Annotated in this window: 19 protein-coding genes; 10 read left to right on the top strand and 9 right to left on the bottom strand. The window is 40.6% G+C overall.

The window, feature by feature from the left end; genetic code table 11:
* Positions 1-28 precede the first annotated feature (28 nt).
* Both AC6JAD_RS14710 and gyrA read right to left on the bottom strand, forming a co-directional pair.
* Complete coding sequence (locus tag AC6JAD_RS14710; protein ID WP_461303110.1) at positions 29-1,297, bottom strand: tetratricopeptide repeat protein; 1,269 nt, start codon at positions 1,295-1,297, stop codon at positions 29-31.
* A 16-nt stretch (positions 1,298-1,313) separates the two neighbouring features.
* On the bottom strand, positions 1,314-3,854 hold the full coding sequence (gene gyrA / locus AC6JAD_RS14705; protein ID WP_461303109.1) for a DNA gyrase subunit A: 2,541 nt from the start codon (positions 3,852-3,854) through the stop codon (positions 1,314-1,316).
* Between the two features lie 259 nt (positions 3,855-4,113).
* On the opposite strand from gyrA, the gene AC6JAD_RS14700 reads away from it, so the two are divergent.
* From AC6JAD_RS14700 to AC6JAD_RS14690, 3 genes are all read left to right on the top strand, one after another.
* Positions 4,114-6,672, top strand: coding sequence for an ATP-dependent Clp protease ATP-binding subunit (locus AC6JAD_RS14700; RefSeq protein ID WP_461303108.1), 2,559 nt, complete (start codon positions 4,114-4,116; stop codon positions 6,670-6,672).
* An 86-nt stretch (positions 6,673-6,758) separates the two neighbouring features.
* The gene (locus AC6JAD_RS14695; protein ID WP_461303107.1) at positions 6,759-7,142 is read left to right on the top strand and encodes a hypothetical protein; all 384 of its coding nucleotides are present in this window, start codon (positions 6,759-6,761) and stop codon (positions 7,140-7,142) included.
* A 4-nt stretch (positions 7,143-7,146) separates the two neighbouring features.
* Entirely contained in the window at positions 7,147-7,473 is a 327-nt protein-coding gene (locus AC6JAD_RS14690) for a TraR/DksA C4-type zinc finger protein (protein ID WP_461303106.1), read from the top strand.
* A 9-nt stretch (positions 7,474-7,482) separates the two neighbouring features.
* On the opposite strand, the gene AC6JAD_RS14685 is transcribed toward AC6JAD_RS14690, so the two are convergent.
* Positions 7,483-8,349, bottom strand: a complete 867-nt coding sequence (locus AC6JAD_RS14685; protein ID WP_461303105.1) for a GH12 family glycosyl hydrolase domain-containing protein — start codon at positions 8,347-8,349, stop codon at positions 7,483-7,485.
* Positions 8,350-8,389: 40 nt separating this feature from the next.
* Positions 8,390-9,898 (bottom strand): histidine ammonia-lyase, encoded by a 1,509-nt coding sequence (gene hutH, locus AC6JAD_RS14680; protein WP_461303104.1) that lies wholly within the window; start codon positions 9,896-9,898, stop codon positions 8,390-8,392.
* Positions 9,899-10,008: 110 nt separating this feature from the next.
* Between hutH and AC6JAD_RS14675 the strand changes: the two genes are divergently transcribed.
* A complete protein-coding gene (locus tag AC6JAD_RS14675) occupies positions 10,009-11,019 on the top strand; it encodes a TlpA family protein disulfide reductase (protein ID WP_461303103.1) in 1,011 nt (336 codons plus the stop codon).
* A 55-nt stretch (positions 11,020-11,074) separates the two neighbouring features.
* Here AC6JAD_RS14675 and AC6JAD_RS14670 read toward each other — a convergent pair whose 3' ends face one another.
* Positions 11,075-12,631 carry an NAD(P)H-hydrate dehydratase gene (locus AC6JAD_RS14670; protein WP_461303102.1) on the bottom strand — a complete coding sequence of 519 codons (1,557 nt, stop codon included), beginning with the start codon at positions 12,629-12,631 and terminating at the stop codon, positions 11,075-11,077.
* Between the two features lie 108 nt (positions 12,632-12,739).
* Here AC6JAD_RS14670 and gcvT point away from each other — a divergent pair, with 108 nt between their 5' ends.
* From gcvT to AC6JAD_RS14650, 4 genes are read left to right on the top strand one after another with little or no spacing between them, the layout of a single operon-like run.
* Complete coding sequence (gene gcvT / locus AC6JAD_RS14665; RefSeq protein ID WP_461303101.1) at positions 12,740-13,822, top strand: glycine cleavage system aminomethyltransferase GcvT; 1,083 nt, start codon at positions 12,740-12,742, stop codon at positions 13,820-13,822.
* Position 13,823: 1 nt separating this feature from the next.
* Positions 13,824-14,738, top strand: a complete 915-nt coding sequence (locus tag AC6JAD_RS14660; protein ID WP_461303100.1) for a glutaminase — start codon at positions 13,824-13,826, stop codon at positions 14,736-14,738.
* A 7-nt stretch (positions 14,739-14,745) separates the two neighbouring features.
* Complete coding sequence (locus AC6JAD_RS14655; protein ID WP_461303099.1) at positions 14,746-15,615, top strand: sugar nucleotide-binding protein; 870 nt, start codon at positions 14,746-14,748, stop codon at positions 15,613-15,615.
* The gene (locus AC6JAD_RS14650; protein WP_461303098.1) at positions 15,612-15,893 is read left to right on the top strand and encodes a 4a-hydroxytetrahydrobiopterin dehydratase; all 282 of its coding nucleotides are present in this window, start codon (positions 15,612-15,614) and stop codon (positions 15,891-15,893) included. Before AC6JAD_RS14655 ends, AC6JAD_RS14650 begins: the two co-directional genes overlap by 4 nt.
* A 3-nt stretch (positions 15,894-15,896) precedes the next feature.
* Here AC6JAD_RS14650 and AC6JAD_RS14645 read toward each other — a convergent pair whose 3' ends face one another.
* The gene (locus AC6JAD_RS14645; protein ID WP_461303097.1) at positions 15,897-19,724 is read right to left on the bottom strand and encodes a M48 family metallopeptidase; all 3,828 of its coding nucleotides are present in this window, start codon (positions 19,722-19,724) and stop codon (positions 15,897-15,899) included.
* A gap of 203 nt (positions 19,725-19,927) precedes the next feature.
* Between AC6JAD_RS14645 and AC6JAD_RS14640 the strand changes: the two genes are divergently transcribed.
* Complete coding sequence (locus AC6JAD_RS14640; protein ID WP_461303096.1) at positions 19,928-20,650, top strand: YebC/PmpR family DNA-binding transcriptional regulator; 723 nt, start codon at positions 19,928-19,930, stop codon at positions 20,648-20,650.
* Between the two features lie 141 nt (positions 20,651-20,791).
* Positions 20,792-22,177, top strand: a complete 1,386-nt coding sequence (locus AC6JAD_RS14635; RefSeq protein ID WP_461303095.1) for a T9SS type A sorting domain-containing protein — start codon at positions 20,792-20,794, stop codon at positions 22,175-22,177.
* Between the two features lie 6 nt (positions 22,178-22,183).
* Here the strand turns inward: AC6JAD_RS14635 and AC6JAD_RS14630 are convergent, their stop codons facing one another.
* From AC6JAD_RS14630 to kdsB, 3 genes are read right to left on the bottom strand one after another with little or no spacing between them, the layout of a single operon-like run.
* Complete coding sequence (locus tag AC6JAD_RS14630; RefSeq protein WP_461303094.1) at positions 22,184-23,602, bottom strand: choice-of-anchor B family protein; 1,419 nt, start codon at positions 23,600-23,602, stop codon at positions 22,184-22,186.
* A gap of 40 nt (positions 23,603-23,642) precedes the next feature.
* Positions 23,643-24,179 carry a 1-acyl-sn-glycerol-3-phosphate acyltransferase gene (locus tag AC6JAD_RS14625; protein ID WP_461303093.1) on the bottom strand — a complete coding sequence of 179 codons (537 nt, stop codon included), beginning with the start codon at positions 24,177-24,179 and terminating at the stop codon, positions 23,643-23,645.
* A gap of 15 nt (positions 24,180-24,194) precedes the next feature.
* Positions 24,195-26,009 carry a 3-deoxy-manno-octulosonate cytidylyltransferase gene (gene kdsB, locus AC6JAD_RS14620; protein ID WP_461303296.1) on the bottom strand — a complete coding sequence of 605 codons (1,815 nt, stop codon included), beginning with the start codon at positions 26,007-26,009 and terminating at the stop codon, positions 24,195-24,197.
* Between the last annotated feature and the right edge of the window lie 72 nt (positions 26,010-26,081).

The raw sequence follows: 26,081 nt of genomic DNA, 5'->3' as shown, positions 1-26,081 counted from the left end.
TTTTTTATCATTATGGTATTGGGAAAAATTAATTTTCCCCTCCCAAGGATTCCAATTTGGCTTTCATCACTTTATATTCAGCATCTTTACCCAGTTGACTATAAATATTCATAAGGGTTCTCACCAATTCTATATTGTCATTTTTCGATTTAACAGCGGCTTCTAAATACGGTAGCACGTCTTCATACAATTTGGTACGTTGGTTTTTCAACTCATCGTATCGCTTTTCATCTGCAGCAGACATTCCCAAACCATTCATTTCTTCTACGATCTTACCTTCGCCTGCAAGCATAATGGCTGCAATATTAATTTGGGCAATATCATAATCTGGTTTTATTTCCAACGCTTTTTTGTAATATCCTATGGCTTTTTCATTGTTTCCATTCTGCGCAGCCCCAACTCCAAGATTATAATACAATTCAGGATTGTTAGGATCTGTCTTAATGATATCGTTCATAATGGAATCATATTTTTCCATATCACCCATTTTATAGGCTAGATCGGCTTCGGAACGCATTAGGTTTACATCATCTGGGTTGGCAGCCCTTGCATCTTTCATAATAGCTAAGGCCTCATCATTTTCGCCCCTGGTTATATGTATTAGGGTAACCTTTTGAAGGATATCCCCTTTTACAGATTCTGCCTTTCGGTCTTGAGGATTAGTATGTCCATACAAAAGGACTGCTTGATCACGTTCCTCTATGCTGGGGTGAGCTACTTCCTCCCCATCAGGGTTTGTAGATAGGTATTCGGTTTTGATCCCAGTATATCCCATATCCAATAACTTCTTGTAATAAACAATGGCATTATCGAAATCCTTACCATTTACTAGGTTACCGGCCGCATAATACATATACGAAGTATCTGCTTTACTAACTCGATAGCCTTCTAGTAATTTATTGGATGCCATTAGATAGTTCTTGGCATTTTGGTCTGCAATCGCACTATTAACAAGGTTAATGCGTAACGCGTTTTGTGCTGCAGCCAATCTGGTTACATTGTCACCTTTTGGACCTAACTCTTCTGCTTTTGCCAAGGCATCAGCAGCAGCTTTCATTTTATCGAAATTGGCTGTTCCGGCATCCTTGGTGAATGCCTCTCCTTTTATAAGGTAAAATTGCACTTTTTGGTTAGCGTCTGCTGCGCCCAATAGGGACTCAGCCTGGTTTAAATAGTTGATGGCCTCTACGGTATTGCCATTTTGGAGTGCCTTATCAGCTTTTTTAATCTCCTTCTTCTGAGCTAGCGCTGCTACAGAAGCCAACATCATTCCGGCAATAAGTATTCTGTTTTTCATTATAGGGAATTTTAATTTATTCGTTATTATCATTTTGTGTATCGTCAGTATCAATAGCTGTGCCATTCTCTGATCCCCCTTCCTCTACACCTAATTCATCATCTAACTCCACATCATCCTCATCTTGCATCACTTTGGCTACTGCCGCTATAGAATCGTCGTCCCTCACCTTTATAAGACGGACCCCTTGCGTGGCCCTTCCCATAACCCTAAGATCTGCAACAGCCATTCTAATAGCTATACCCGATTTATTAATGATCATAAGATCATCATTATCCGTCACATTTTTTATGGCCACTAAAGTACCAGTTTTTTCTGTAACATTAATGGTCTTTACACCTTTCCCCCCACGGTTGGTAACTCTGTAATCCTCAATACTCGAGCGTTTCCCATATCCATTTTCGGATACTACCAAGATATTGGATTCGGAATCGTTCACTGCAACCATCCCTACTACTTCATCTTCTGGACCCCCTAAAGTAATCCCCCTAACACCTGAGGCATTCCTTCCCATAGGTCTGGTTTTTTCCTCTTCAAATCGAATGGCCTTACCAGATTTAACAGCCAACATTACTTGACTATCACCAGTTGTGAGTTTTGCCTCTAGCAATTCATCACCTTCTCGAATGGTGATCGCATTAATACCATTGGATCTTGGACGTGAATACTGTTCCAATGGAGTCTTTTTTACCTGCCCCTTTTTGGTGGCCATGATCACATAATGGTTGTTGATATACTCTTCATCCTTCAAGTCCTGTGTACAAATAAAAGCTTTGACCTTATCATCCGATTCAATATTTATCAAATTCTGAATGGCTCGGCCTTTTGAGGTACGACTTCCTTCTGGAATTTCGAATACACGCATCCAGAAACATTTTCCTTTTTGCGTGAAGAACAACATATATTGGTGATTTGTACCCACAAAGAGATCTTCCAAGAAATCCTCGTTCCTTGTGGCAGATGCCTTTTGTCCAACTCCTCCTCTATTCTGCTTTTTATATTCGGTAAGTGAGGTTCGTTTAATATAACCGGCATGCGAAATGGTAATTACTACCTTTTCGTCAGGAATAAGATCTGTAATACTTACATCACCTCCAGCGTATTCTATAACTGAGCGTCTTTCATCTCCATATTTCTCTTTAATCTCGAGCAGTTCTCCCTTAATGATCTCCATTCTTCGCTCTTTCTTAGCAAGGATATCCTTGTAATCTTCGATGGTTCTCATTAATTCGTCATACTCGGTACGCAACTTGTCTTGCTCCAGACCCGTTAATTGACGTAGTCTCATTTCGACAATGGCGCGTGCTTGGATTTCCGAGAGCTCGAAAGTTTCCATCAACTTGGATCGTGCTTCATCGGCATTTGCCGAACCACGAATAAGTTTTATCACTTCGTCAATATTATCTGAAGCGATAATAAGCCCTTCAAGAATATGGGCTCTTTCTTCTGCTTTACGCAATAAATACTGTGTGCGTCTTGTCACCACCTCATGACGGTGCTCGACAAAATAATGGATAAGCTCTTTTAGGTTAAGCAATCTTGGGCGCCCATTAACCAAAGCAATGTTATTAACACTGAAACTGGATTGTAGTTCGGTGTACTTGTATAACATGTTCAGCACAATGTTTGGAATGGCGTCCCTCTTTAAAATGTATACGATTCGCATTCCATTTCTGTCCGACTCATCCCGAATGTTGGAAATTCCCTCTATTCGTTTTTCATTTACCATGTCGGCCGTTTTCTTAATCATGTTGGCCTTGTTGACTTGGTAGGGAACTTCTGTGACAATAATACATTCACGGCCGTCTACTTCTTCGAAATGGGCCTTTCCGCGCATTACGACACGTCCCCTTCCGGTATGAAAGGCATCTTTTACACCTTCATAACCATAAATAACACCACCGGTAGGAAAATCGGGGGCTTTTACGAATTGCATGAGCCCATCAATATCTATATCACTATCCTCGATATAAGCAACGGTTCCATCAATCACCTCAGACAAATTGTGTGGCGGCATATTGGTAGCCATACCAACAGCAATACCAGATGCTCCATTTACCAAAAGACCGGGCACCTTAGTTGGCAATACCGTGGGCTCTTGTAGGGTGTCATCAAAATTGAGTTGATGATCTACTGTCTCCTTATCGATATCGGCAAGCATATCTTCCGAAATCTTACGCATACGGGCTTCAGTATATCGCATTGCGGCAGGACTATCACCATCGATTGATCCGAAGTTACCTTGACCATCTACCAACATATATCGCAAGCTCCAATTCTGGGCCATACGTACCATAGCATCATATACCGAGGTATCTCCATGAGGGTGATACTTACCTAACACTTCCCCTACGATTCTTGCGGATTTTTTATGTGCGCTATTTGCTCTTACCCCTAATTCGTGCATTCCATACAGCACCCTTCTGTGAACAGGTTTCATTCCATCGCGCACATCTGGCAACGCACGTGACACAATGACCGACATCGAGTAATCGATGTACGCCGATTTCATCTCATCTTCAATATTAATAGGGATTAATTTTTCGCCTTCAGCCATATATAAAAACTATTATTTTGGTTATTAAAATCTAAGAAAGCAAGATACACTAATTTGCAAGTTTTAACAGTGGTTTTAGGGGGTAATATTCACGATTTTATTAACAAATATTTAATGTAAAAACGTTAATAAGTATCGTAGCTTGCATTTGTTTTTTAGTAAGAATTTTGTTCCTTTTACTACTACCTCACATATTGGGTATAATTTTTGCCCCTAACTAATTTTATTTACTTATTTTAGACACATAGGAGGACGATATATGGACGACAATTTTTCACCAAGAGTAAAAGATGTAATAGCCTACAGCAAGGAAGAAGCGTTGCGACTGGGTCATGATTTTATTGGCACAGAGCACCTCATGTTGGGATTGCTGCGTGATGGAAACGGAAAAGCTGTCAGTATCCTAAATGCACTGGATATTGACCTAAATCATTTACGCAGGAAAGTAGAAATACTAAGCCCGGCAAATCCTAATGCTGGAGCTACTACAAACGATAAAAAAAACCTTCATTTAACAAGGCAAGCTGAGCGTGCTTTAAAAACTACGTTTCTGGAAGCAAAACTGTTTCAGAGCTCATCCATTAACACTGCTCATTTATTGTTATGCATTCTAAGAAATGAAAACGATCCCACAACCAAACTACTTCACAAAATGAAAGTAGATTATGATGGGGTTAAAGATCAATTTAAACTTATGATTACCAACGACGAAGAATATATAGAACCCACCGCATCCGATTCTTTTCCGAATGACGACGACGAGACCTCTAGCGGAGAAGGCGACAAGGACAATTTGTTTTCTGGAGCAAGTGCCTCTAAAGGAAGCAAAAAATCGAAGACACCCGTACTGGATAATTTTGGACGTGACCTAACTGCGCAGGCAGAGGAAGGGAAACTGGATCCTGTAGTGGGAAGGGAACATGAAATACAACGTGTTTCACAAATATTAAGTAGGAGAAAGAAGAACAATCCATTGTTAATTGGAGAACCCGGCGTAGGTAAAAGTGCGATTGCAGAAGGTTTGGCCCTTCGAATCGTTCAGCGTAAAGTATCGCGAATACTGTATGACAAAAGGGTGGTTACCTTGGATTTGGCAAGTTTGGTCGCTGGCACGAAATACAGGGGACAGTTCGAAGAACGGATGAAAGCGGTAATGAATGAACTGGAAAAAAATGATGATATAATCCTTTTCATTGATGAAATCCATACCATTGTAGGTGCCGGAGGTGCTACTGGGTCCTTGGATGCTTCAAACATGTTCAAACCAGCTTTGGCCCGGGGTGAAATTCAATGTATTGGTGCCACTACACTTGACGAATACAGACAGTATATAGAGAAAGACGGAGCATTGGAAAGACGTTTTCAGAAAGTATTGGTTGAACCCACTACGGTAGAAGAAACGATTGAAATACTTCAGAACATAAAGGAAAAATACGAGTCACATCACAATGTGGTCTATACAGATGATGCAATTGAAGCTTGTGTGAAATTGACCAATCGTTATATGACAGAAAGATTCTTGCCGGATAAAGCTATTGATGCACTTGACGAGGCTGGATCCCGTGTACACATAACCAATATAAATGTTCCTGAAAAAATACTGACCATTGAGTCTAAACTCGAAGAAGTACGGGAACTTAAAAATTCTGTAGTAAAAAAACAGAAATACGAAGAAGCTGCCAAATTGCGTGATGATGAGAAGAACTTGGAAAAAGATTTAGCCACCGCACAAGAAGCATGGGAGAACGAATCTAAGTTGCACAAGGAAATGGTAGATGAGCCAGAAGTTGCTGAAGTTATTTCTATGATGACGGGTATTCCCGTGCATCGTATTGCTCAAACTGAAAGTAACAAACTAGCAGAATTGCCAGACCTTATTAAGGGTAAAGTAATTGGTCAGGACGAAGCCGTGGTCAAGGTTGTAAAAGCTATTCAGCGTAACCGTGCAGGGCTTAAGGATCCTAACAAACCGATTGGTTCTTTTATATTTTTAGGACAAACCGGAGTAGGTAAAACGCAACTGGCCAAAGTATTGGCCCGTGAGCTTTTTGATAGTGATAATGCTCTTGTTCGAATCGACATGAGTGAGTACATGGAGAAGTTTGCTGTATCCAGACTTATTGGTGCCCCTCCGGGATATGTAGGATATGAAGAAGGTGGACAGCTTACCGAAAAGATTCGTCGCAAGCCTTACGCTGTGGTATTGCTGGATGAAATTGAGAAAGCACACCCAGATGTATTCAATATGTTATTGCAAGTATTGGACGATGGTTACCTAACGGATAGTTTGGGTCGCAAAATCGATTTCAGAAACACTATTATCATAATGACCTCTAACATTGGTGCAAGAAAACTCAAGGATTTTGGTCAAGGAGTTGGATTCGGGACCGCTGCAAAGGCGAGTCAGGCAGACGCACATGCAAAAGGAATTATAGAAAATGCCCTTAAGAAGGCATTTGCACCGGAGTTTTTGAATCGAGTAGATGATGTAATGGTATTCAATGTATTGGAAAGAGAGCATATTCATAAGATCATTGATATTGAATTGGATAAATTATTTGGTCGTATTTCGGATTTGGGCTACAATTTGAAGCTTACTGAAAAAGCCAAAGATTATATCGCCGACAAAGGATTCGACAAAGATTATGGAGCACGTCCACTAAAGCGGGCAATTCAAAAGTATATTGAAGATGCCCTGGCCGAGGAAATCATAAATTCCAATCTGAAAGAAGGAGATACCATTACCATGGATCTGGATGAAAAGGCAGATGAGTTAAAAATTCAGATAAAAAAACAGAAGAAAACTACGGAGTCATAAGACAACCGAATTTCTTAAATAATTAGCACCTATTTGTTTTCTGATGAATAGGTGCTATTTTTATTACTCACCAACCTTGGCATACCATGAGCATGTTTCACTATTATGATTTAGGGTATTGTGAGGCATTTATTTTTGATGAATTCCTCGTGAACCAGATTCGGGAAGGCATTACCATTACGCCAGAACATAATATTAAACTCAAGGAAATCGTAGACAAACACTTTCGGGATAGACCGGTCGTTTATATTTCCAATAGGATTCACTCCTACTCTGTCGACCCTCTTACTTATATTGAAACTTCCAAGATACATAATCTGTTAGCCATAGCGGTGGTGTCCGAAAATGTTACCTTTAGGGAAAGTGCTGCGTTCGAAAGCAAGTTCTATCAAAAGCCTTTTGCTATATTCGAAACGCTTAGCGAAGCTATTGAATGGGTCCATAAAACCATTCAGGAACAAATGGATTAAGCCTATGACAGAGAAAGATCAGATCAAGGAAAGGATAATTGAGGAAATAGAAAGTACCAAAGGATTGGTGGCTAAATATCGAGAATTGACGAAACCCATTGCTCCAGAAAATGCCATTGGACGTGTTTCCCGTATGGATGCCATTAATAATAAAAGTGTTAATGAAGCCGCATTGAAAAAAGCAGAACTCAAATTGAAAAACCTTGAAGTAGCCCTCACCAAAATCCATGATTCTGATTTTGGTCTCTGTATTCGTTGTAAAAAAGCAATTCCGCTAGGTAGAATATTACTAATGCCTCAAGCCATCACCTGTGTAAATTGTGCGCGTTAGCCACTAAAATTACTGCCTCTTTTTTAAGGACCAATCGAATTCCTTCACCATAGTGATTCCACTGGAATTACCTATTTCATTGCCCAGTTCTAGTGAAGCGAAATAATCATTTGGTGAAATATGCCTATTCTGTACCAAATAATTGATCAGGTGTTTTACATCTACCTTGCCCTTGGTGCGGGGTGTTTCACGCACGAAGGCAATATACACCCAATCCTGTGCGAACTTATCATTTTTTAGATATCCTTTGTACACCTTATAACGGCCAAACGGGGTGATAATCTTCTCAATAACCTTCCCATAGGAACTGAAGTCAAAATAGTCCTCCCAGATCATGATTTCGGTAGTGATGTTTTTGTTATCGGCTTGGGCCACATCTGTTAACCAGATATCGAATGCCAAGTTATATTTTTGGTGCTTAACATGGGTTTCAAAATTATAGGAAACATCCAAGGTTTCCACATCGGAAACCAATAAGGGAAACCCACCGCTATTCTCTCTTTTCTTCCCGCCCCATGGGGTTCTTCCTATTTCAAGGGCTGGATAACCTATTACTCCACTTGCTGAATTATCGATTTTCCATTCCCAACCACAGTAATCCCCATCTTTAAATATGCAGAGTTCCGCCGTTCCCTTTTTAAGTTTTGTTTTACCCCATAAATTGTTTTTTAGGGTAACCTGATCACCAAGTTTTTCCCTATGACCGCTCCTACAGGTTTTAAAATCCGATTCTCGCACCAACTTCCTAGCTTCCGAAGATGCCTTTTGAGCTACCATTTGCTCATGGGTAATGTCCTTGTTAAGGGTTTTGCATGAAGAAACAAAAAAGAGGGCCAAAAGACATGCAATTGCCTTGAAAAGTATTGAGGTTTTCATTGTACTGGAGTTTCTATAAAAATATAAAAATAGAAGGTTATTAAAACAACAGGTCATTTTCGATCGAAAAACTCTGCATGAACGCTATGGAGGCATGAATGTCATCCGCCAACAGACGGTCTTCATCCACAAAAGGCACATTTTGCCTAAAATGCTCCAAAAACGATTCTACAAAGTCCGATGATTTCTTGGGTTTCCTGAAGGCTATGGCCTGAGAGGCATTAAACAACTCTATGGCCAAAATGGTTTCCACATTATCCAAAATACGCAAGCATTGGGTCGCAGCATTTGCTCCCATACTAACATGATCCTCTTGCCCATTAGAAGAAACGATACTATCTACAGAGGCTGGTGTTGCCAACTGCTTATTAGCGCTCACGATACTGGCAGCGGTATATTGCGGAATCATAAAGCCACTATTCAATCCAGGGTTATTTACCAAAAATTGGGGCAACTCCCTTAGTCCAGAGACCAACTGAAAGGTCCTTCTTTCAGAAATATTACCCAATTCTGCCATAGCAATCCCTAAATAGTCCAATCCCAGTGCCAATGGCTGTCCATGAAAATTTCCTCCCGAAATAATCTTATCCTCCGCTCTGAATATGTTGGGGTTGTCTGTAACGCTATTAATTTCCGTTTTAAACGTTTTGGTAACAAACTGAATGGTATCCTTGGTAGCACCATGTACCTGTGGAATGCACCGAAAGGAATATGGATCTTGAACTTTTTTATTTTCGGAGGTTCCAATTTCACTTCCATCCAGAAATTCCAAAATTTGCTGAGCCGTCTTAATCTGTCCGCGATGAGGGCGCACAATGTGCACCAACTCATTAAATGGGCTCATGTTACAATCGAACGCATCGATAGAAACAGCGCTGATTAAATCAGCCAAATAGGACAACTTATATGCTTTTAAAAGTCCATAAGTCCCATACGCACTCATGAATTGGGTCCCATTCAACAAAGCCAAACCTTCCTTGGCCTGTAACGCAATGGGTTCCCATTGGTACTTTTTAAGTATTTCGGATGCAGGGATAAATCCATTATCTCCATGTACGTCTCCTCTACCCAACAAAGGAAGCGATAAATGAGCCAGTGGCGCTAAATCCCCAGATGCTCCCAAACTACCTTGGGTGTATACTACAGGTAATATATCGTTATTGTAAAAATCGACCAAACGCTGCACCGTCTGTAATTGGATACCACTAAAGCCATAACTCAAAGATTGAATCTTTAACAGCAACATTAATTTGACGATGGGTTTGGGAACCAGCTCACCGGTACCACAAGCATGGGACATTACGAGGTTTTCTTGCAACTTTGATAGATGCTCCGAGGAAATTTTTACATGGCATAGTGAACCAAATCCCGTATTAATACCGTAGGTCGGCGTATCATCCTTTTTTATTTTTTCCTGAAGGTATTCATGTGATTTGTTGATGTTTAGGACAGCTTCATCGGAAAGGGCAATCTCTTTATTCTCTTCAATAATATCCTTAATAACAGCTAGAGAAAGGATGTCGCTGCTCACATAATGAATTGGGCGCATGGGCTTGGGTTGTTTGCAACAAAAATACCAATTTCTTGTTAAGGTTTTAACGATTTTCACTTAATCGAAAGAATATTATTTTATTTTAGCAAAAACCAAATAAATAAAGCATGAAAAAATTGTTTTTTCTGTTTGCTGGACTCCTAATTATTGGATGTCAAACGGAAGTAAAAAAAGACTATGTTACCTTTTCCGGTAAAGTAACCAACAAGAACAGCGACTCTATTGTTATTTCTAATAAGAAAAAGGAATTTCGTAAAGTAATACAGGTAGCTGAAGATGGGACCTTTAGCGATACTTTAAAAGTTGAAGAAGGTTTTTATTCCTTTTACGATGGTGGCGAAAGCACCGGTCTTTTCCTTAAAAATGGTTATGATTTGAATATGACCCTTAACACAGATGAATTTGATGAGACCATTGTCTATCAAGGTGAAGGTGCCGACAACAATAATTTCCTAGCTCAAGAAGCGCTAATGAAGGAGAAGTTATTCGATTTCGAGATCGATAATATGGATGCTGCTGGCTTGGATGCCAAGTTGGGTGAGGTTTCAAAAGAACTGAATGCTTTTGTAGAAAAACAGACTGCATTGGATACCATGGTTGTTAATGATGCCAAAAAAGGAATTGAAGGTACCATTAAGAGCTACAAAGGGTATTTAGGCGATCTAATTGCGTTGAGAACCAATCTTCCCAAAGGTGCTCCATCACCTACTTTCTCTAACTATGAGAACCATGCTGGTGGGACCACAAGCCTTGAAGAGCTAAAGGGGAAATATGTGTATATCGATGTTTGGGCTACTTGGTGTGGACCTTGTAAAGCTGAAATCCCTCACTTGAAAAAAGTAGAAGCCGATTACCATGATAAAAATATTGAATTCGTGAGTGTCTCCATAGACCGTCCGAAGGATCACGATAAATGGATTGCAATGGTAGACGATAAAGAATTAAAAGGGGTTCAGTTATTTGCTGACAACAATTGGGAGTCTAAATTCGTAAAGGACTATTACATTAAAGGAATTCCCCGTTTTATCCTTATCGATCCAGATGGAAATATAATTAGCCCGGATGCACCTCGTCCATCCAATACCAAGCTAAGGGAAATGCTCGATGAGATGATCTAGAAAGATCCCCTTATTTTATAAAGAAAATGAACCGTCACCTAGAGTGGCGGTTTTTTTATGCCTGCTCCTGTCCGTTTTCCGCTGGAGCTTCTGGAACTTGTTCTTGCCGAAACAGTTCCAAAAAAGCGGCGCCAATATGCTCAATAATATCGCTTGCCATCAACGCTTCGAAACCTATTTCCTGTGTGGCCAGATTTCCTGCACTACCATGCTGATATACCCCGAAGAGCGCTGAGACTAGTGGTTCATACCCTTGCGCTAACAATCCTGTAATCATTCCAGTAAGCACGTCACCACTTCCAGCAGTTGCCATTCCTGGGTTACCCGTACTGTTAATGTATAAATCATTACCAAGGACAACTACCGTATTCGCGCCTTTTATCACGACAATCACCTCATGCTTTTTAGAGAATTCTTTGGCCTTTTCTAATTTTTCTATGTCATTGGCCCAGACACCAATAAGACGTTTCAACTCACCTAAATGCGGAGTCAAAATAGATCCTTTGGGTACATTCTTTATCAAATTTGGGTGCTCGGCCAAGAGGTTGATTGCATCTGCATCGATCACCATTGGGTTTTCAGATTTAGACAAAAGCGCTGTGAACGCATCGAGCGTTTCCTTTTCTTTTCCCATTCCAGGTCCTACCCCAATGGTGTAAGTCGACACCTCCCAATCTGAATTGGTAATATGCGCATCGTTTTCATCGCAAAGTACCATGGCCTCTGGTAACTGCCCAATAATGATATCATGGCCACAAGCGGGCACAAATGCGGTGGCAAGGCCACTACCGGTTCGCAAGGCCGCTTTACTTGCCAAGGCTATTGCTCCAATCTTTCCTCGTGATCCCCCAACAAGAAAAGAATGCCCGAAGTTGCCTTTGTGTGCATATTTGGGCCTTTGTTTATAAAAACTTTGTGCAATGGGTTTTACCATTACCCTAGCCAATGGCTGGGTAGTCATTAGGAACTCAGGATCTAAACCAATGTCCAGTGCTTCAAAAAAAGGAACATACTTCCCTGTATCAGGCAAGAAAAAGGATAGTTTTGGAGCCTGAAAGGTAAGTGTATGATTGGCATGTACTACGGCTTCTGGATCCAATAAAGGTCCATTGGCGCTTAGCCCACTAGGAATATCAATGGATAGTTTAAATGCCTTTTCTGCATTGAGGTATTGGATCAGTGATTTCACCCAACCTTCGGGGGCCCGGTTCAAACCAATCCCAAAAATTGCATCTACAATAATATCATCTGGGTGAATTTCCGGGAAATCCTCTTTACCTTTCATCAGAATGGGCCATTTTTTGGTAACATCCTTGATTCGTCCGTAGTTGATCAAAAAACACTTGGAGCGTTTATCGGTAAAGTTGGCTATGTATACATTTACATTATAACCACTTTCAATAAGAAGGCGGCCCAATGCCAGGCCATCTCCTCCATTATTTCCGATTCCACAGAAAATATGAATGGGAACCTGCGCTCCTTGCATACGGGAGTGCAGCCAATGATAAATCTGAGTAGCAGCCCGTTCCATTAAATCGGTAGAAGTAATTCCTTGCTTTTCGGTGGTGATTTTATCGGCTTCGTACAGCTGTTCTGCGGAAAAAATATTCATGAAATAGGATTTTGTGCAAGTTACCAACTTGTTGAAAACAATCAAACAAATCCTACGTTAGCTTTCATAGAATCTATAAATTTGCATTCCAATTATAAGTTCATATCTATGAAAAATATTGCTTTATCTGCTACTCATGAGGCGCTAGGAGCCAAAATGGTTCCATTTGCTGGCTACAATATGCCTGTTTCTTATGAAGGGGTCAATGCCGAACACGAAACTGTTAGGAATGGTGTTGGGGTTTTCGATGTTTCCCATATGGGTGAATTTTTGATCACAGGACCCAATGCCTTAGAACTCATTCAGAAAGTAACGAGCAATGATGCTTCTAAATTGGTAGATGGGCAGGCACAATACAGTTGCTTCCCGAATGACAATAATGGAATCGTGGACGACCTAATCGTATATCGATTGTCTGAAGAGAAATGGTTGTTGGTGGTAAATGCATCCAATATCGACAAGGATTGGGACTGGATTAGCTCACACAATACCATGGGCGCAGAAATGCGAAACCTTTCTGAGGATTATTCATTGTTGGCCATTCAAGGGCCTAAAGCTTCAGAAGCCATGCAATCCCTTACCAGCGTCGATTTAAGTGCCATTAAGTTTTACACCTTTGAAGTGGCCGATTTTGCAGGAATAGAACATGTTATCATTAGTGCCACAGGTTATACAGGCAGCGGTGGTTTCGAAATCTATTGTAAGAACAGCGAGGTAGAACAAATTTGGAACAAAGTGATGGAAGCTGGCGCCGATTGGGGTATTAAGCCAATTGGTTTAGCGGCAAGGGACACCTTGCGATTGGAAATGGGTTATTGTCTGTATGGAAATGATATTGATGACACCACTTCTCCACTTGAAGCTGGCTTAGGATGGATAACTAAGTTCACTAAAGATTTCATCAACTCAGAAAACCTAAAAAAGCAAAAGGAACGTGGAACGGATAGACGTTTGATCGCTTTCGAATTGAATGATAGGGGTATTCCAAGACAAGGGTATGATATTGTAGATGGACAAGGAAAGGTAATTGGAAACGTAACCAGCGGAACCATGTCCCCTTCGCTCGGCAAAGGAATTGGTATGGGATATGTACCTACCGTTATGAAAGACGTAGGAACCCAGATTCATATTCAAATTCGCAAGAATGCCGTTCCGGCCACTATTATAAAACTTCCATTTTATAAGGGATAGTATGCCCGATTTCAACTCCATTATAAGTACCATACACGGTGCCTTGCGCCAAAGTACAGATCGTGGTACGGTTGCTAGCTATATTCCCGAATTGGCAACGGTTTCCGACCAAAACTTTGGAATATACCTGAACTGTATTTCTGGAGATGATTTTATGGTGGGAGATTGGAACACAAAGTTTTCTATTCAGAGTGTTTCAAAGGTCTTGTCACTGGCACAAGCATTTTCCCTCGTCGATGATTCTATATGGAATCGTGTTGATGTAGAACCCTCTGGAAATCCGTTTAACCATTTATCGCAGTTAGAGATTGAAAATGGCATTCCAAGGAATCCTTTTATTAATGCTGGAGCGTTGGTTATTGCAGATATATTGGTTTCAAAATTAGACCATCCGAAGGAAGAATTCTTGAGCTATGTGAGGAAACTCACAAACGATGATTCCATAAATTATAATGAAAAAGTAGCATTATCAGAAAAGGAAACAGGCCACAAAAATTATGCTGCTGCTTATTTATTGAAATCCTATGGCAACCTAAAATGTGATGTAGATACGGTCTTGGACTTCTATTTTCATCAATGTTCCATCGAAATGAATTGCCAACAGCTTTCCAATGCGTTCTATTTTTTGGCCAATCGTGGACATTGCATGCAAAATTACTCGTATCTAACAGAAAGCCAGGTAAAGCGTATCAATGCTTTGATGCTTACCTGTGGCTTTTACGATGAAGCTGGCGAATTTGCTTTTGAAGTGGGACTTCCCGGAAAAAGTGGTGTAGGTGGTGGAATCATTGCTTTGTTACCCAATCAATTTACCATAGCCACTTGGTCTCCAGGGCTCAATAAAAAAGGAAATTCCCACTTGGGCATGCAAGTTTTGGAACAATTTACAACGGCAACCCAATTATCTATTTTTTAACCTACTTATGAATACTTCCCCGTCACAAAAGAACAACACCATATTGCTACTGGGAGCAAGTGGATTTATAGGCAATGTAATTTATAAGGAGCTCCTCTCCTATTATAACGTCTATGGTACCTACTCCAGTCAGGAGGGGAATTACAGGGACAATCAGGTTTTTTATCATTACAACGTAGAAGAAGGTGGATTGGATGTCATCCTATCCCAAGTGCAGCCCAATATCATTATTTCATCACTACGAGGGGAATTTAATGCCCAATTAGAAGCGCATCGCCTATTGGTTTCCTATTGTTTCGCCACTAATGCGAGATTGTTCCTTCTATCTTCGGTTAATGTGTTTGATGGTTTGGGGGCTTTTCCATCGTATGAAAATGATATTCCTAAAGCGGAAAGTAAGTACGGGCTTTTTAAAATTGGATTGGAAAAAGTGGTTCAGGAACTCCCAGAAGAACAATACGCTATTTTAAGGCTCCCATTGGTTCTTGGTGTAAATGCTCCAAGGATATTTCAGTTAAAGCAAGCAATTAAGCACTCGGCAAGTTTTGAAGTCTATCCCAACCTAATCATTAGTACAATCACTGCGGATAAAGTGGCTCAACAAATACACTATATCATCAACAAGGACCTTAACGGTATTTTTCATCTTACGAGCAACGATGTGATTCACCACGATGATCTCTTCAATGAAATTGCTGAAAGGATAAGCAATAAAAAGCCTATCTTTAAGAGTGTCTATCAGAGTAATGAAGAACGTTACCTTGCCCTGCTGCCTAAGAAGAACAAACTTCCGAAGAACTATCAGATCAAGGTAAGCGAAGTCATAGAAGATAGTACCTTACGTGATGAGATTGATACATTAAAAGCTAGCCTATGAAACCATTGACAGAATTACAGATACGATCAAAACTCCAAGAATTGGATGGTTGGTTGTTCGAAGATAACGCCTTGCATACCCGATTTGAATTCGATGATTTTAAAGATGCATTTTCAGCTATGACCCGTATTGCCTTTGAAGCCGAACGGTTAAATCATCATCCAGATTGGTCTAATGTCTACAATACGGTCGAAATATCATTATCTACCCACGATGCGGGAGGAGTAACGGATAATGATTTTGAATTGGCTCAAATTATAAATGATCTTGTAGCCTAGACGTTAAGGTTGAAAATAAGGTCTTTCGTTCACAAATAGAAATTGGTTGGCCTGGGCTTTCCAATTCTTAGGTGCTCTATCCTGGAGTACTATGTACCCTACTGCATATAGATATCCTTTAAAATACACTTCAGTATTTCTTATCTCAGTCTCAATAGCGGCAATATCCTTTCTTCTTAGTTTATTGACAAAATCATTGACCCAAATCTCATCAAACCCCATTAAATCGAATGTAGGTAGTAATTCACCATACTCTCTACCATTGTTTACCTGAAGCGCAAGGGCATACCAAATGGTGGCAGCACTTATCCCTTCTGTTAAGGGTAAGCTCAATGCTTTTTCTTTAATTGCTGGCGTTGCACCATCTGAAACGGCCAAAAACCTATTGATATAAGGCTCATAATTGCTATGCTTCTTTACAAAATCACTGGCCTCAACTATCTTACCTTGGGACATGAGCACATATGAATTATTAGGGTTCAACAATGGGGAATCCACATCACCTTGTTCCAATTGCATACTAAAGGACAGATCATCACTCATAATCGTTACCGCTGGCCCCATATTATTAACCACAGTCGGATTTTCGAGCATGCGTCTTGTCCGTTCTGCATCTGTAGCGATGGTTTCTTCTAGCCCATCATTGTACTTTGCAGCTGTTCTAAAGGCCTTATAGGCTTTCTCCCATTGTTGCCTTCTGGCATAAATATACCCAGAGGCATATGCCAGCCATGGATGTTCTTGCCATCTCTCATTTCCCGCAGTAAATTGATTATCCTGATATTCCCCATCTTCTAGGCAGCGGGTGGATAAATAGTAGTAATCTGCATTTTCTGGATCGGTTGTAGTGCGCTGTTTAAAATCATTGCAAAGACTGATTCTTTCCAAGGAATCTGCCTGATTGGTTAACGCCCGCATTGTGGCTACGTCGTCTTTATAATTTTTGGCCCTATTTCGAAGGGCGTCCATTGGATCTTTTGACCTCGAAACCATATTTAACCAATTAACGATCTGTGGGCTTTTTGGATCATCCCAGGCGACATGTGATTTTATTATGCTTTCTTGTTCATCTTCTCCGTCCACTACACTTATTAAGTCATAAGGGTCAATATCACTATATGCCACGATTGCATCTTTTCTTTCTCCTCTTGTACTAGATGTGGAGATAGTGTTTGGTGGGGTTTCCAAGATATAGTCCGCATCTACCGCCAGCCAATTATGGGTTCCCAAATTCAGGTCTTGCGAATTACCATCATATCCATAGAACACATCGTATTTCACAAAAGCTCCCGAACTAGCAATATTGTAGATGTATTTATATTTTGGATTGGAAATTTCCCCGTCAAATTCCTCGATCAGGGCGCCTTCCTTTGTTTTAGATACAAAACGATAGGTTTCACCATTATCTGCTGCTATCTTTTTGTAATCGCTTGATGGCAACTCAATTTCCCTTCCATCATCAACCGTTACCAAAACAGGAATGGAAAGTCCATTGTAGAGATACAGATCGGTACCAGTGGTAAAGCTCCCCAATCCTAGTGCTCCAAAAACGAGCAGTGCGGATACTCCAAACTTCGCTGCGGAGCCGAATAGCCCCTCACCTATCATGAAGCGATCCCAAAGCTTTAGTTTTCGTTGTATTTTTCGCTCCGTTCCCGGAATTCGAAGGTTGTAATCGGACACTACGGCAATCTTGCCCGGTGCAGGTTCGGTTATGGGTGTATTGTTCAGATAACTTTCCTTGATAAGGCTTTCTACTTCCAGTAATCTTTCTAATGCAATGTTTCGAATAAGCATTAACGAGGTCCGAGCGGAACCAGCCCAACCATCCACTACATTTATCCATCCATCTAAAGAATCTCTTTCGGGCCAGCCTAGTTTAAACTCTTCAAAACCATCGGCATAGGAGTCCTTTCCGAACTTTTTCAATAAATGTGGATCTAAGTGAATCTTTTTGCTCTGCACAAATGGAGCCTTGATTGTTTTATAGTAATCGTTACTCACCACTAGAATGTCATTCATTTCTGAAGAGGAAACCCGGCCATCTGCCAATGCCACTGAAAGTACATTATGGAATTTCCCTGCACAATCTGAAATATCTGTTAAGGCATGTTCGGCGTAGTGTATCAACTTTGTTAGTTGCTTCGTGTAGTCTCCCCAACTAGAGTTCAAAGCCATAGCGGCTTTCCAATGCAGGGTGCGTGCCCTACTGTCGTGATTCTTTAGTTTATCCCTTATTTCTTTCTCTTCGGCTTCCAATCCCTTCATTAAAACTGGGATATCCTTGCGCTTCACCCTATCCCCTCGATGCCAGATTATTCTTTTCTCAACGGTAACTACTTCATTTCGAGCTACCTCCAAGGCTTCAATCTCCTCTTTAATTTCCTTTAGCTCATCTAATTTTTGAGCCATTAAATCTCCATATAAGCCCTCAAATTCTGGTTCGAGTTCCCTTTGGGCCACTTCATGCTCAAATATTTCATCTACAGTTTCAAAATTGGTAAATGCGAATCGATTGAGATAGGCAGAATTATATTTTGGGTGCAAGAACGACCAATTAAAGTGTTCCTTATTCTGCGCTTCAAGAGCTTCTTCTGTTGGCATAAGCTCAGTTTCTACCTTCGCCGTTTTTATAAGGGCAGCAGTCATGGATTCCTCGAATGCCTCCGGATTGGACAAAAGGGTATCGGCAGGACGATCATCTATGGGCGCATGGATATAGGTTCGTTTGGCATTCTCTTCGCGATCCTTATCGGCTGGATGTGTAGCCCACATTTGAGGTGGATTGTAAGCGCGGGATGAAAAAATACGATGCGTCTGTGGGTCTTCATTGTTTGGCTCTGGTGATTGTCCGTAGCGGGGCTGATTAAGTACCCAGCTCATTTTTTCAATGTAATTGGATTGTAATTTGTACAGGTTTTTTACTGCCTTCTTTCCCCCTAGTTGCTTGTTTACGACACTTATTGCATTGTTGTATGCCTCATCTGCCACTTGAAGTCTGTAGAGGGCATGAATGAGCGCATCGCTTCCCGTTAAGGACACGGCTACCAAATCTGCCTGAAACTCCATTTCGCGGGATAATGCCCTTTCAGCTATGGCAACAACGCTAAAGCATGTTTCAATAAGAGCCCTAACCGCCCAAACCAAAATAGAGAGTATCCATCCTATCCATGAAATGCGAATGTCTATGCTTGAGATGAGATTAAGGAAGCTATCGAAGATATCTCGCTTGCCAATAATCCTTGCGGCTATCTGTTGTGCAACATACACATATCTTCCCAAGAGCATGGAGCGCTGAGCAAAATGTCCAAATTCATGTGCCAATACTGCCTTAAATTCCCCTAAACTAAGTACGTTGGCCAAGCCAAGGCCTATTTCCAAATTCTTCTTCGATGGAAAGATAAGGTTCAAAAGGGAAAGGTCATACGAAACACTGGCGTTCACACGGTCGGTTAAAAACACTTTATGCGGTCGCGGGGCACCTGCTTCATCTGCTAGTTTATATAGAAAGTCGAATAAAACGGGTTCTTCCTTTTCGGTTACATAATGGCGCAACGGGTTCTCTTCCCTTTTTGTAAGGAAAAACAAGGATTTCAACATAAAAAGGCATAAAAAACCGTAGCCTCCGGCCAGTACGTAATTCCAAAAGCTACCACCGGACACCCAAGTGAAATAGGCCATACGGCCAAACCATATCATCAGCACAAAATAGAGTACCACAAATAGTAACAGTCCAGCAACCGACAACCATACATGCTTTGTAAATGAAGGACTGGGTTTGGTAAGATCGGCCGGTACATTGGTAGGGCCGCTGGTATATAAGCTTTCCATAGTTATTGGTTGTATTTAGTAATTAAATATAGGATTAATTTCCCCTTCAATTCATTGCTTTGCTTATATAGCTAATTATCAGTAATTTAAATTTATCAAGATTCATGAATTAAGACCACAATTACAGATAGATGTATCTACGATATCAATTCCCTTTGAAAAGGCCTGCAATTTTTTAAATTTGTAGCAAATATTTAAATCCTATGGGAAGAGCGTTCGAATTTAGAAAGGCGAGAAAAATGAAGCGCTGGGCAGCCATGTCCAAAGCTTTTACACGTATTGGCAAGGACATTGTAATGGCCGTAAAAGAAGGCGGTCCAGATCCGGATGCCAATTCCCGACTGCGAGCCATAATTCAGAATGCCAAGGCAGTTAATATGCCCAAGGATAATATTGAGCGTGCTATAAAAAGAGCCTCCGACAAAAGCCAAGGGGATTTTAAGGAAGTATTGTTCGAGGGGTATGCTCCCCATGGTATTGCGGTTTTGGTAGAAACTGCTACCGACAACAATACGCGTACAGTGGCTAATGTAAGGTCCTACTTCAATAAATGCAACGGGAATTTAGGGACCTCTGGTTCGGTTTCCTTTATGTTTGACCATGTGTGCAATTTCCGCGTAAATGTGGGTGATATGGACATGGAAGAATTGGAATTGGAATTGATCGATTTTGGAGTGGAGGAAATTTTTGAGGATGAGGACGGTGTTCTTATCTATGCTCCTTTCGAAAGTTTTGGCGCCATACAGTCATTCTTGGAAGAAAACAGTATTGAGATTCTCTCTTCGGGGTTTGAGCGTATTCCACAGGTGACCAAAAAACTAGATGAGGAACAGGTGGCAGACGTTGAAAAACTTCTTGAAAAGATTGAAGAGGACGATGATGTTCAAAATGTATACCACACCATGGACGAAAGTTCGACAGAATAATTATAAAATACAGTATAGATTTCTAAGGCCACTTGTACAGGTGGCCTTTTTTGATGGGCTTAATTCATAAATGCAGGCTGGTGTTATTTCAGATTCATTTGAGAATGCCTTACCTTATACTTCCAACCAAAATCCCATTCTATGAAATCGCTATTACTCCCCCTGGCATTCGTTGTATCCATGGTAAGCACCGCCCAAATTATTGAAATTCCCGATGCCAACTTCAAGAATGCCCTTGTTAATGATATGGTCGTAGATATTGATGATGATTTTGTGGGCGATGTAGATGCTGATACCAATGATGACGGGGAAATACAAATAAGCGAGGCAGAAGCTGTTTTGGGGTTAATGGTGCATAATAAAGGAATCATTTCGATGGAGGGACTGGAAAGTTTTGTCAATCTTCGGGCCCTTGGTGCAGAAAACAATCAATTCACACAAATTGATGTTACTCAAAATAGTGCCTTACAGCATTTAAATATTCCCGGGAACCCGATAACAGAACTGGATATATCACAAAACCCAAACCTTTTGGGAACGAATCTTAGGGAAAGTTTGATCACTGATTTGGATCTCAGCAATAATCCTAATATGACCTATATATTTTTTGAAGGTTCCTCCATACAGCACATAGACTTCTCCCAAGCTATAAATTTGGAGATCATATTTGGGGACAATAATCAACTTGTGGATGTAGATTTAAGTAATTGTACAAACCTTCGCACTGCTTATTTATATAATGGAACCATCCAAAGCCTTACACTTCCCAGTTCGGATATATTGGAGTTTTTATTTCTTTCCAATAATCCTTTAACGGCATTGGATGTTACGTTAAACCCTATTCTACGGGTCTTGGATGTACAATACACTTCAATTTCAGATGTAGATCTTTCACAAAACACCTTTCTAACAAATTTATCTGTTGAGGGCACAGATTTAACTGTAATTGATCTATCCCAAAATAGTAACTTACAATATCTAAACATTTCCAATACGGATATTTCATCCCTGGATGTTTCGAATAACAGTGTCCTATTGGATCTGGAGTGCAATTTCGCCAACCTTCAGGAGCTAGACTTATCTGCCAACCAGTTTTTAGGTTTTTTAAGCTGTGAATCCAATGCCCTAACTTCCTTGAATCTAAGGAATACTATAGTGAGTGAAATGATTGCTCTTAACAACCCTGATCTTTTCTGTATTGAGGTACAAGATGTGGACTATGCCAATAACAACCCGAATTGGTTCAAAGATGAAATTGCGGTTTACAGCAAGGATTGCAGTCTTGGTATCACCGAAGTTCACTCAGGGGATTTCAACCTCTACCCCGTTCCTGTTTCCCAATCCTTATACATTAAAAGTGACTTCTCTATAGATGGAGTCACTATTTACAACTTACAGGGGCAAAAAGTTAGTTTTACGAACGATGGCTCAAAAAGTATAGACACCTCCCATCTTTCCCAAGGCATATACTTGCTTGAGATCGTGTCCAATCAGCATAAAGTATTCAAGAAGTTTTTAAAAGAATAACTCTACTTATTCCTTAATAATTCTTTTGGTCACTTGATCGTTAATGGTCACAAAATACACCCCAGCACTTAGTCTGGATAAGTCTAGTGTAAAGCTTCCCTGTTCCATTTCTCCGCTCACATAAACCTGTTTGCCAGAAAGATCGGTAAGTTTTATGCTTTCTATGGCATACTGAGAAGAAGCAATAGAAACAGTTGTAGTAACTGGGTTAGGATAAATTGCAATTGTTTCTGCTAGTTCTACATCTTCGGCACCCAACACCACTGAAGGACGTACCAATAAGAATCCTTGGGCTCTATCGCTAATAACTATATGTCCACTTTCAAAATAAGGATATACATTCCATGATCCATTAAATCCAGAGTTGTCATTTGGAGGGTAGCTATCGAAATAGCCTTCTTCCGTAGCATTGGCATTTTCAATGTCGCTAATATCTACCACCCGCAACCCAGCAGCATTGTTTGCTAGGTAGAACTTATCACCTTTCACATATCCGTTGTGATCGGTAGCACCAGTAGGGCCTTCGTATTCGAAATGGAATTGAGGGTTGTCCAAATCTTCGAAGTCGAAGAAAATGGTACGGGAATTAATTCCTGTATTCAATTCATCAGTTTCATCTCCAAGGATAAAATATCTATGATCTTCAGTTAACCATCCTTGGTGCGTGTAATTCACATTGTTATAGGCAATCGAAGAAATAGTCGAAGGGTTGGTCTTGTCGGTCACATCAACAATAACTACTTGGGTTTCATTGCTGGCTATCATAATTTCCTGCCCGGTGTAATCGGAATCAGGGCCATTATAACTTACTATATGCGCATCGTGCGTGTAACCATCTCCACTATGACCCCCCGCGGCCAAAGGGTTCACTGGATCGGAAATATCTATAAAATGGGCACCGCCACCAAAGGTAGTGGTTCCAATGGCATAGGCATATCCTGTATCTTCATTAATGGCAATGTTGTGGGCACTGCCAAAATCGTTATATACATTATCTGGCGTAAAAATTTCCGGTGGGCTGGCCACATTGCGCAATCTTGTAAGATCGAACACTTGCATCCCATGACCACTATCTTCGCTAACGACATATACATGATTTTGATAGGTCTTTGCATCCCTCCACGTAGTATGTTGACTACTTTCCCCTGGCATTTGTCCTAAATAAAGAGGATTCAAGGGATCTGAAATATCTATAAAGGCGGTTGCCTCGTTCAAACAAATAATGGCATACTCCTTCCCGTCCATAGGATCTGTCCAACCCCATGAATCATTTGCCTTAACAGAATTCATAGTTGACAATGGTATTTGCGATACCAAGTCATATCCATCACAAGGAAAGATTCCTGCCATACCGCTTTCACAAGGGGTTTGCGCAATTAGAATGGATGAAAGGCATAGGGCCCCTAGGAGGAATAGATTTTTCATAGTTTTTTTATTTGTTCTAAAACTACGAATAAAAATGGAACTAAGTATATTCCGGACGCTTACCCACTACTCCATTATAGTAGGCTCTTAATAAAGGGGTATCTTTTTCAATATCCCCGGAAGGATAAAAAGGGGGATTGATCGTTACCGTTTTGGTTTTGTAGTCGAATGAGACAGGTATAATAGGGACATTCGCCTCTAAAGCAATGTAGTAATACCCCGTTTTCCATGTGTCCACTTTTTTACGTGTCCCTTCCGGAGCCAAAGTAAGCCTGAATTCTTCCTTTTCTTTGAATAGCTGGGCAATCGCCTGTACTTTATTCTGTCCTGAGGTCCTGTCCAAGGCGGAACCTCCCATCCATCTAAAATACCATCCCATAGGCCAATTGAAAAGCTCTTTTTTGCCTACCCAATGTATTTCCGTTTTGGCTATCCTTCGTGTAAAAGAACCTACATAAAAGTCATGCCAGCTGGTATGGGGCACCACAATGATTACTGCTTTTTTAACATCGGGAAGGAAACTCCCTATGATTTTCCAACCCAATAGGGTTTGAAATATAAATTTGGTTAAACCCATATGGTTTGTTTGACCTTACATTTTTAGGTAAAGCTCGCGAAGTTTATCACGGGTCATAATCTGTTCCCAATCCTCTCCTAGGGCATTTTCCCAAAGAGGAACAAGACTAAGGGCTATATCGATCATCGTATCCATCTGATAATCGGTAAGGTTACTGCATAGTCCCGTGGGTATATCAATATTATGGTATTCCTTCATCTGCTTGAACAAACGCACTCCTTCAGGGTAATAGTCTTCCAAATGATCAAATACGATACAATTTCCGATTCCATGTTTAGTTCCCAATACATAGGAAAGGCCATAACTCATCGCATGCGCTACCCCAACTTGGGAATAGGCAATACTCATACCACCATGCCATGAGGCCATCATGAGTTTTCCCCTGGATTCAACTTCAGAAAGGTTTCCATTCATAAAAATTTCCTTGCAGAGGTCGTATGCCTTTTCCCCATAACTCTTACTGAATTCATTAAGGAACGTTCCATTTAGTGATTCCACACAATGAATGAAGCAGTCCATTCCTGTATAGAACCATTGATTTCTAGGTACACCAATAGTTAAATCCGGATCCAGCACCACTTGATCAAAGGGTGTGAAATCGCTATTAATTCCCAGCTTTTTTTCAGGACCTGTAAGCACTGTAGTCCGCGATACTTCGGCACCTGTTCCCGAAATAGTCGGTACGCCCACATGGTATACCGCGTTGTTTTTAACCAAATCCCATCCCTGGTAATCGGCTGCACTTCCTTTATTCGTCAGCATAATAGAAACCGCTTTGGAAAGATCCAAAACACTTCCACCTCCAACACCTATGATCCCGGAAGGGCGATAGGTAAATTCGGATTTTATACTCTTAACAATGGTATCTACCTGTTCCGTTTTGGGTTCCTCTTCTGCAGAAACGAAAATGAGTTTATCATTAAATCGCAAGTTCATACGATTTATCAAATCTTCATTATCCTTAAACACATCATCTACCAAATAGATGAATGGTGCTTTGTCCTTTCGTTGGGGTGCCAATATGGAGGGCAATTGGTCGAAACATCCTCTACCAAATACTACTTTTGGTACCATTGGGAAATTTCTATACTTGTTATTTACGCTAATCCCTTTGTCCTCTTTAAGCACTTTATTGGCGCGAATAAGATCTTCGGGGGTATCGATTTCTATTCCTTGTGTGTTTGAAATGGCCATTTTAATGTTTTTACCGTATTCTAAAAAACGAATACATTCAATCTTTTCGGCTGCTTCCAATGATCGCATAGGTAGCCGATAGAAATCTAAAAGAGCCTCTTTTCGAAATGCATAGATGCCTTTGTGTTTATAATATTGAACCGCTGCGTTCTTATCCCTTGGATATGGAATGGGCGACCTAGAGAAGTACAACGCAAAATTATCCTTATCTACAATTACCTTCACGGCATTGGGATCGCTTATCTCTTTCCAATCATAAATCTCTGTCATAAGTGATGCCAAATCAATTTTATCGGCATCGGGAGCATTGAAAACACTCAATACTTGCTGCAGTCCAGATTTACTGGTAAAGGGCTCATCCCCTTGTACATTTACAACAATGTCTACATCCATTCCCTCTACTGCCTCGGCAATACGATCGGTACCGCAATCATGTTCTTTTTTACTCATGATCGCTTTCCCACCGTGAAGTTCTATTTCCTTAAAAATAATTTCACTGTCGGTTACGACATAAACTTCATCAAAAAGTTCCGTTTCCTGAGTCGCCTCATAGGTTCGGACGATCACGGGTTTTCCTCCAAGGTCCTGCATTAATTTTCCTGGAAAGCGCGACGCACCATAACGTGCGGGGATCATAGCAATTATCTTCAAATGATAGGATTTTTATCAAACATCAAAAATAGCATCTTTGTTAATTCTGAAAAGAAT

The organism is Aureisphaera sp. (assembly GCF_059726885.1).
The sequence above is the reverse complement of the archived record's forward strand: the minus strand, read 5'-3'. Positions and strand labels throughout refer to the sequence as shown.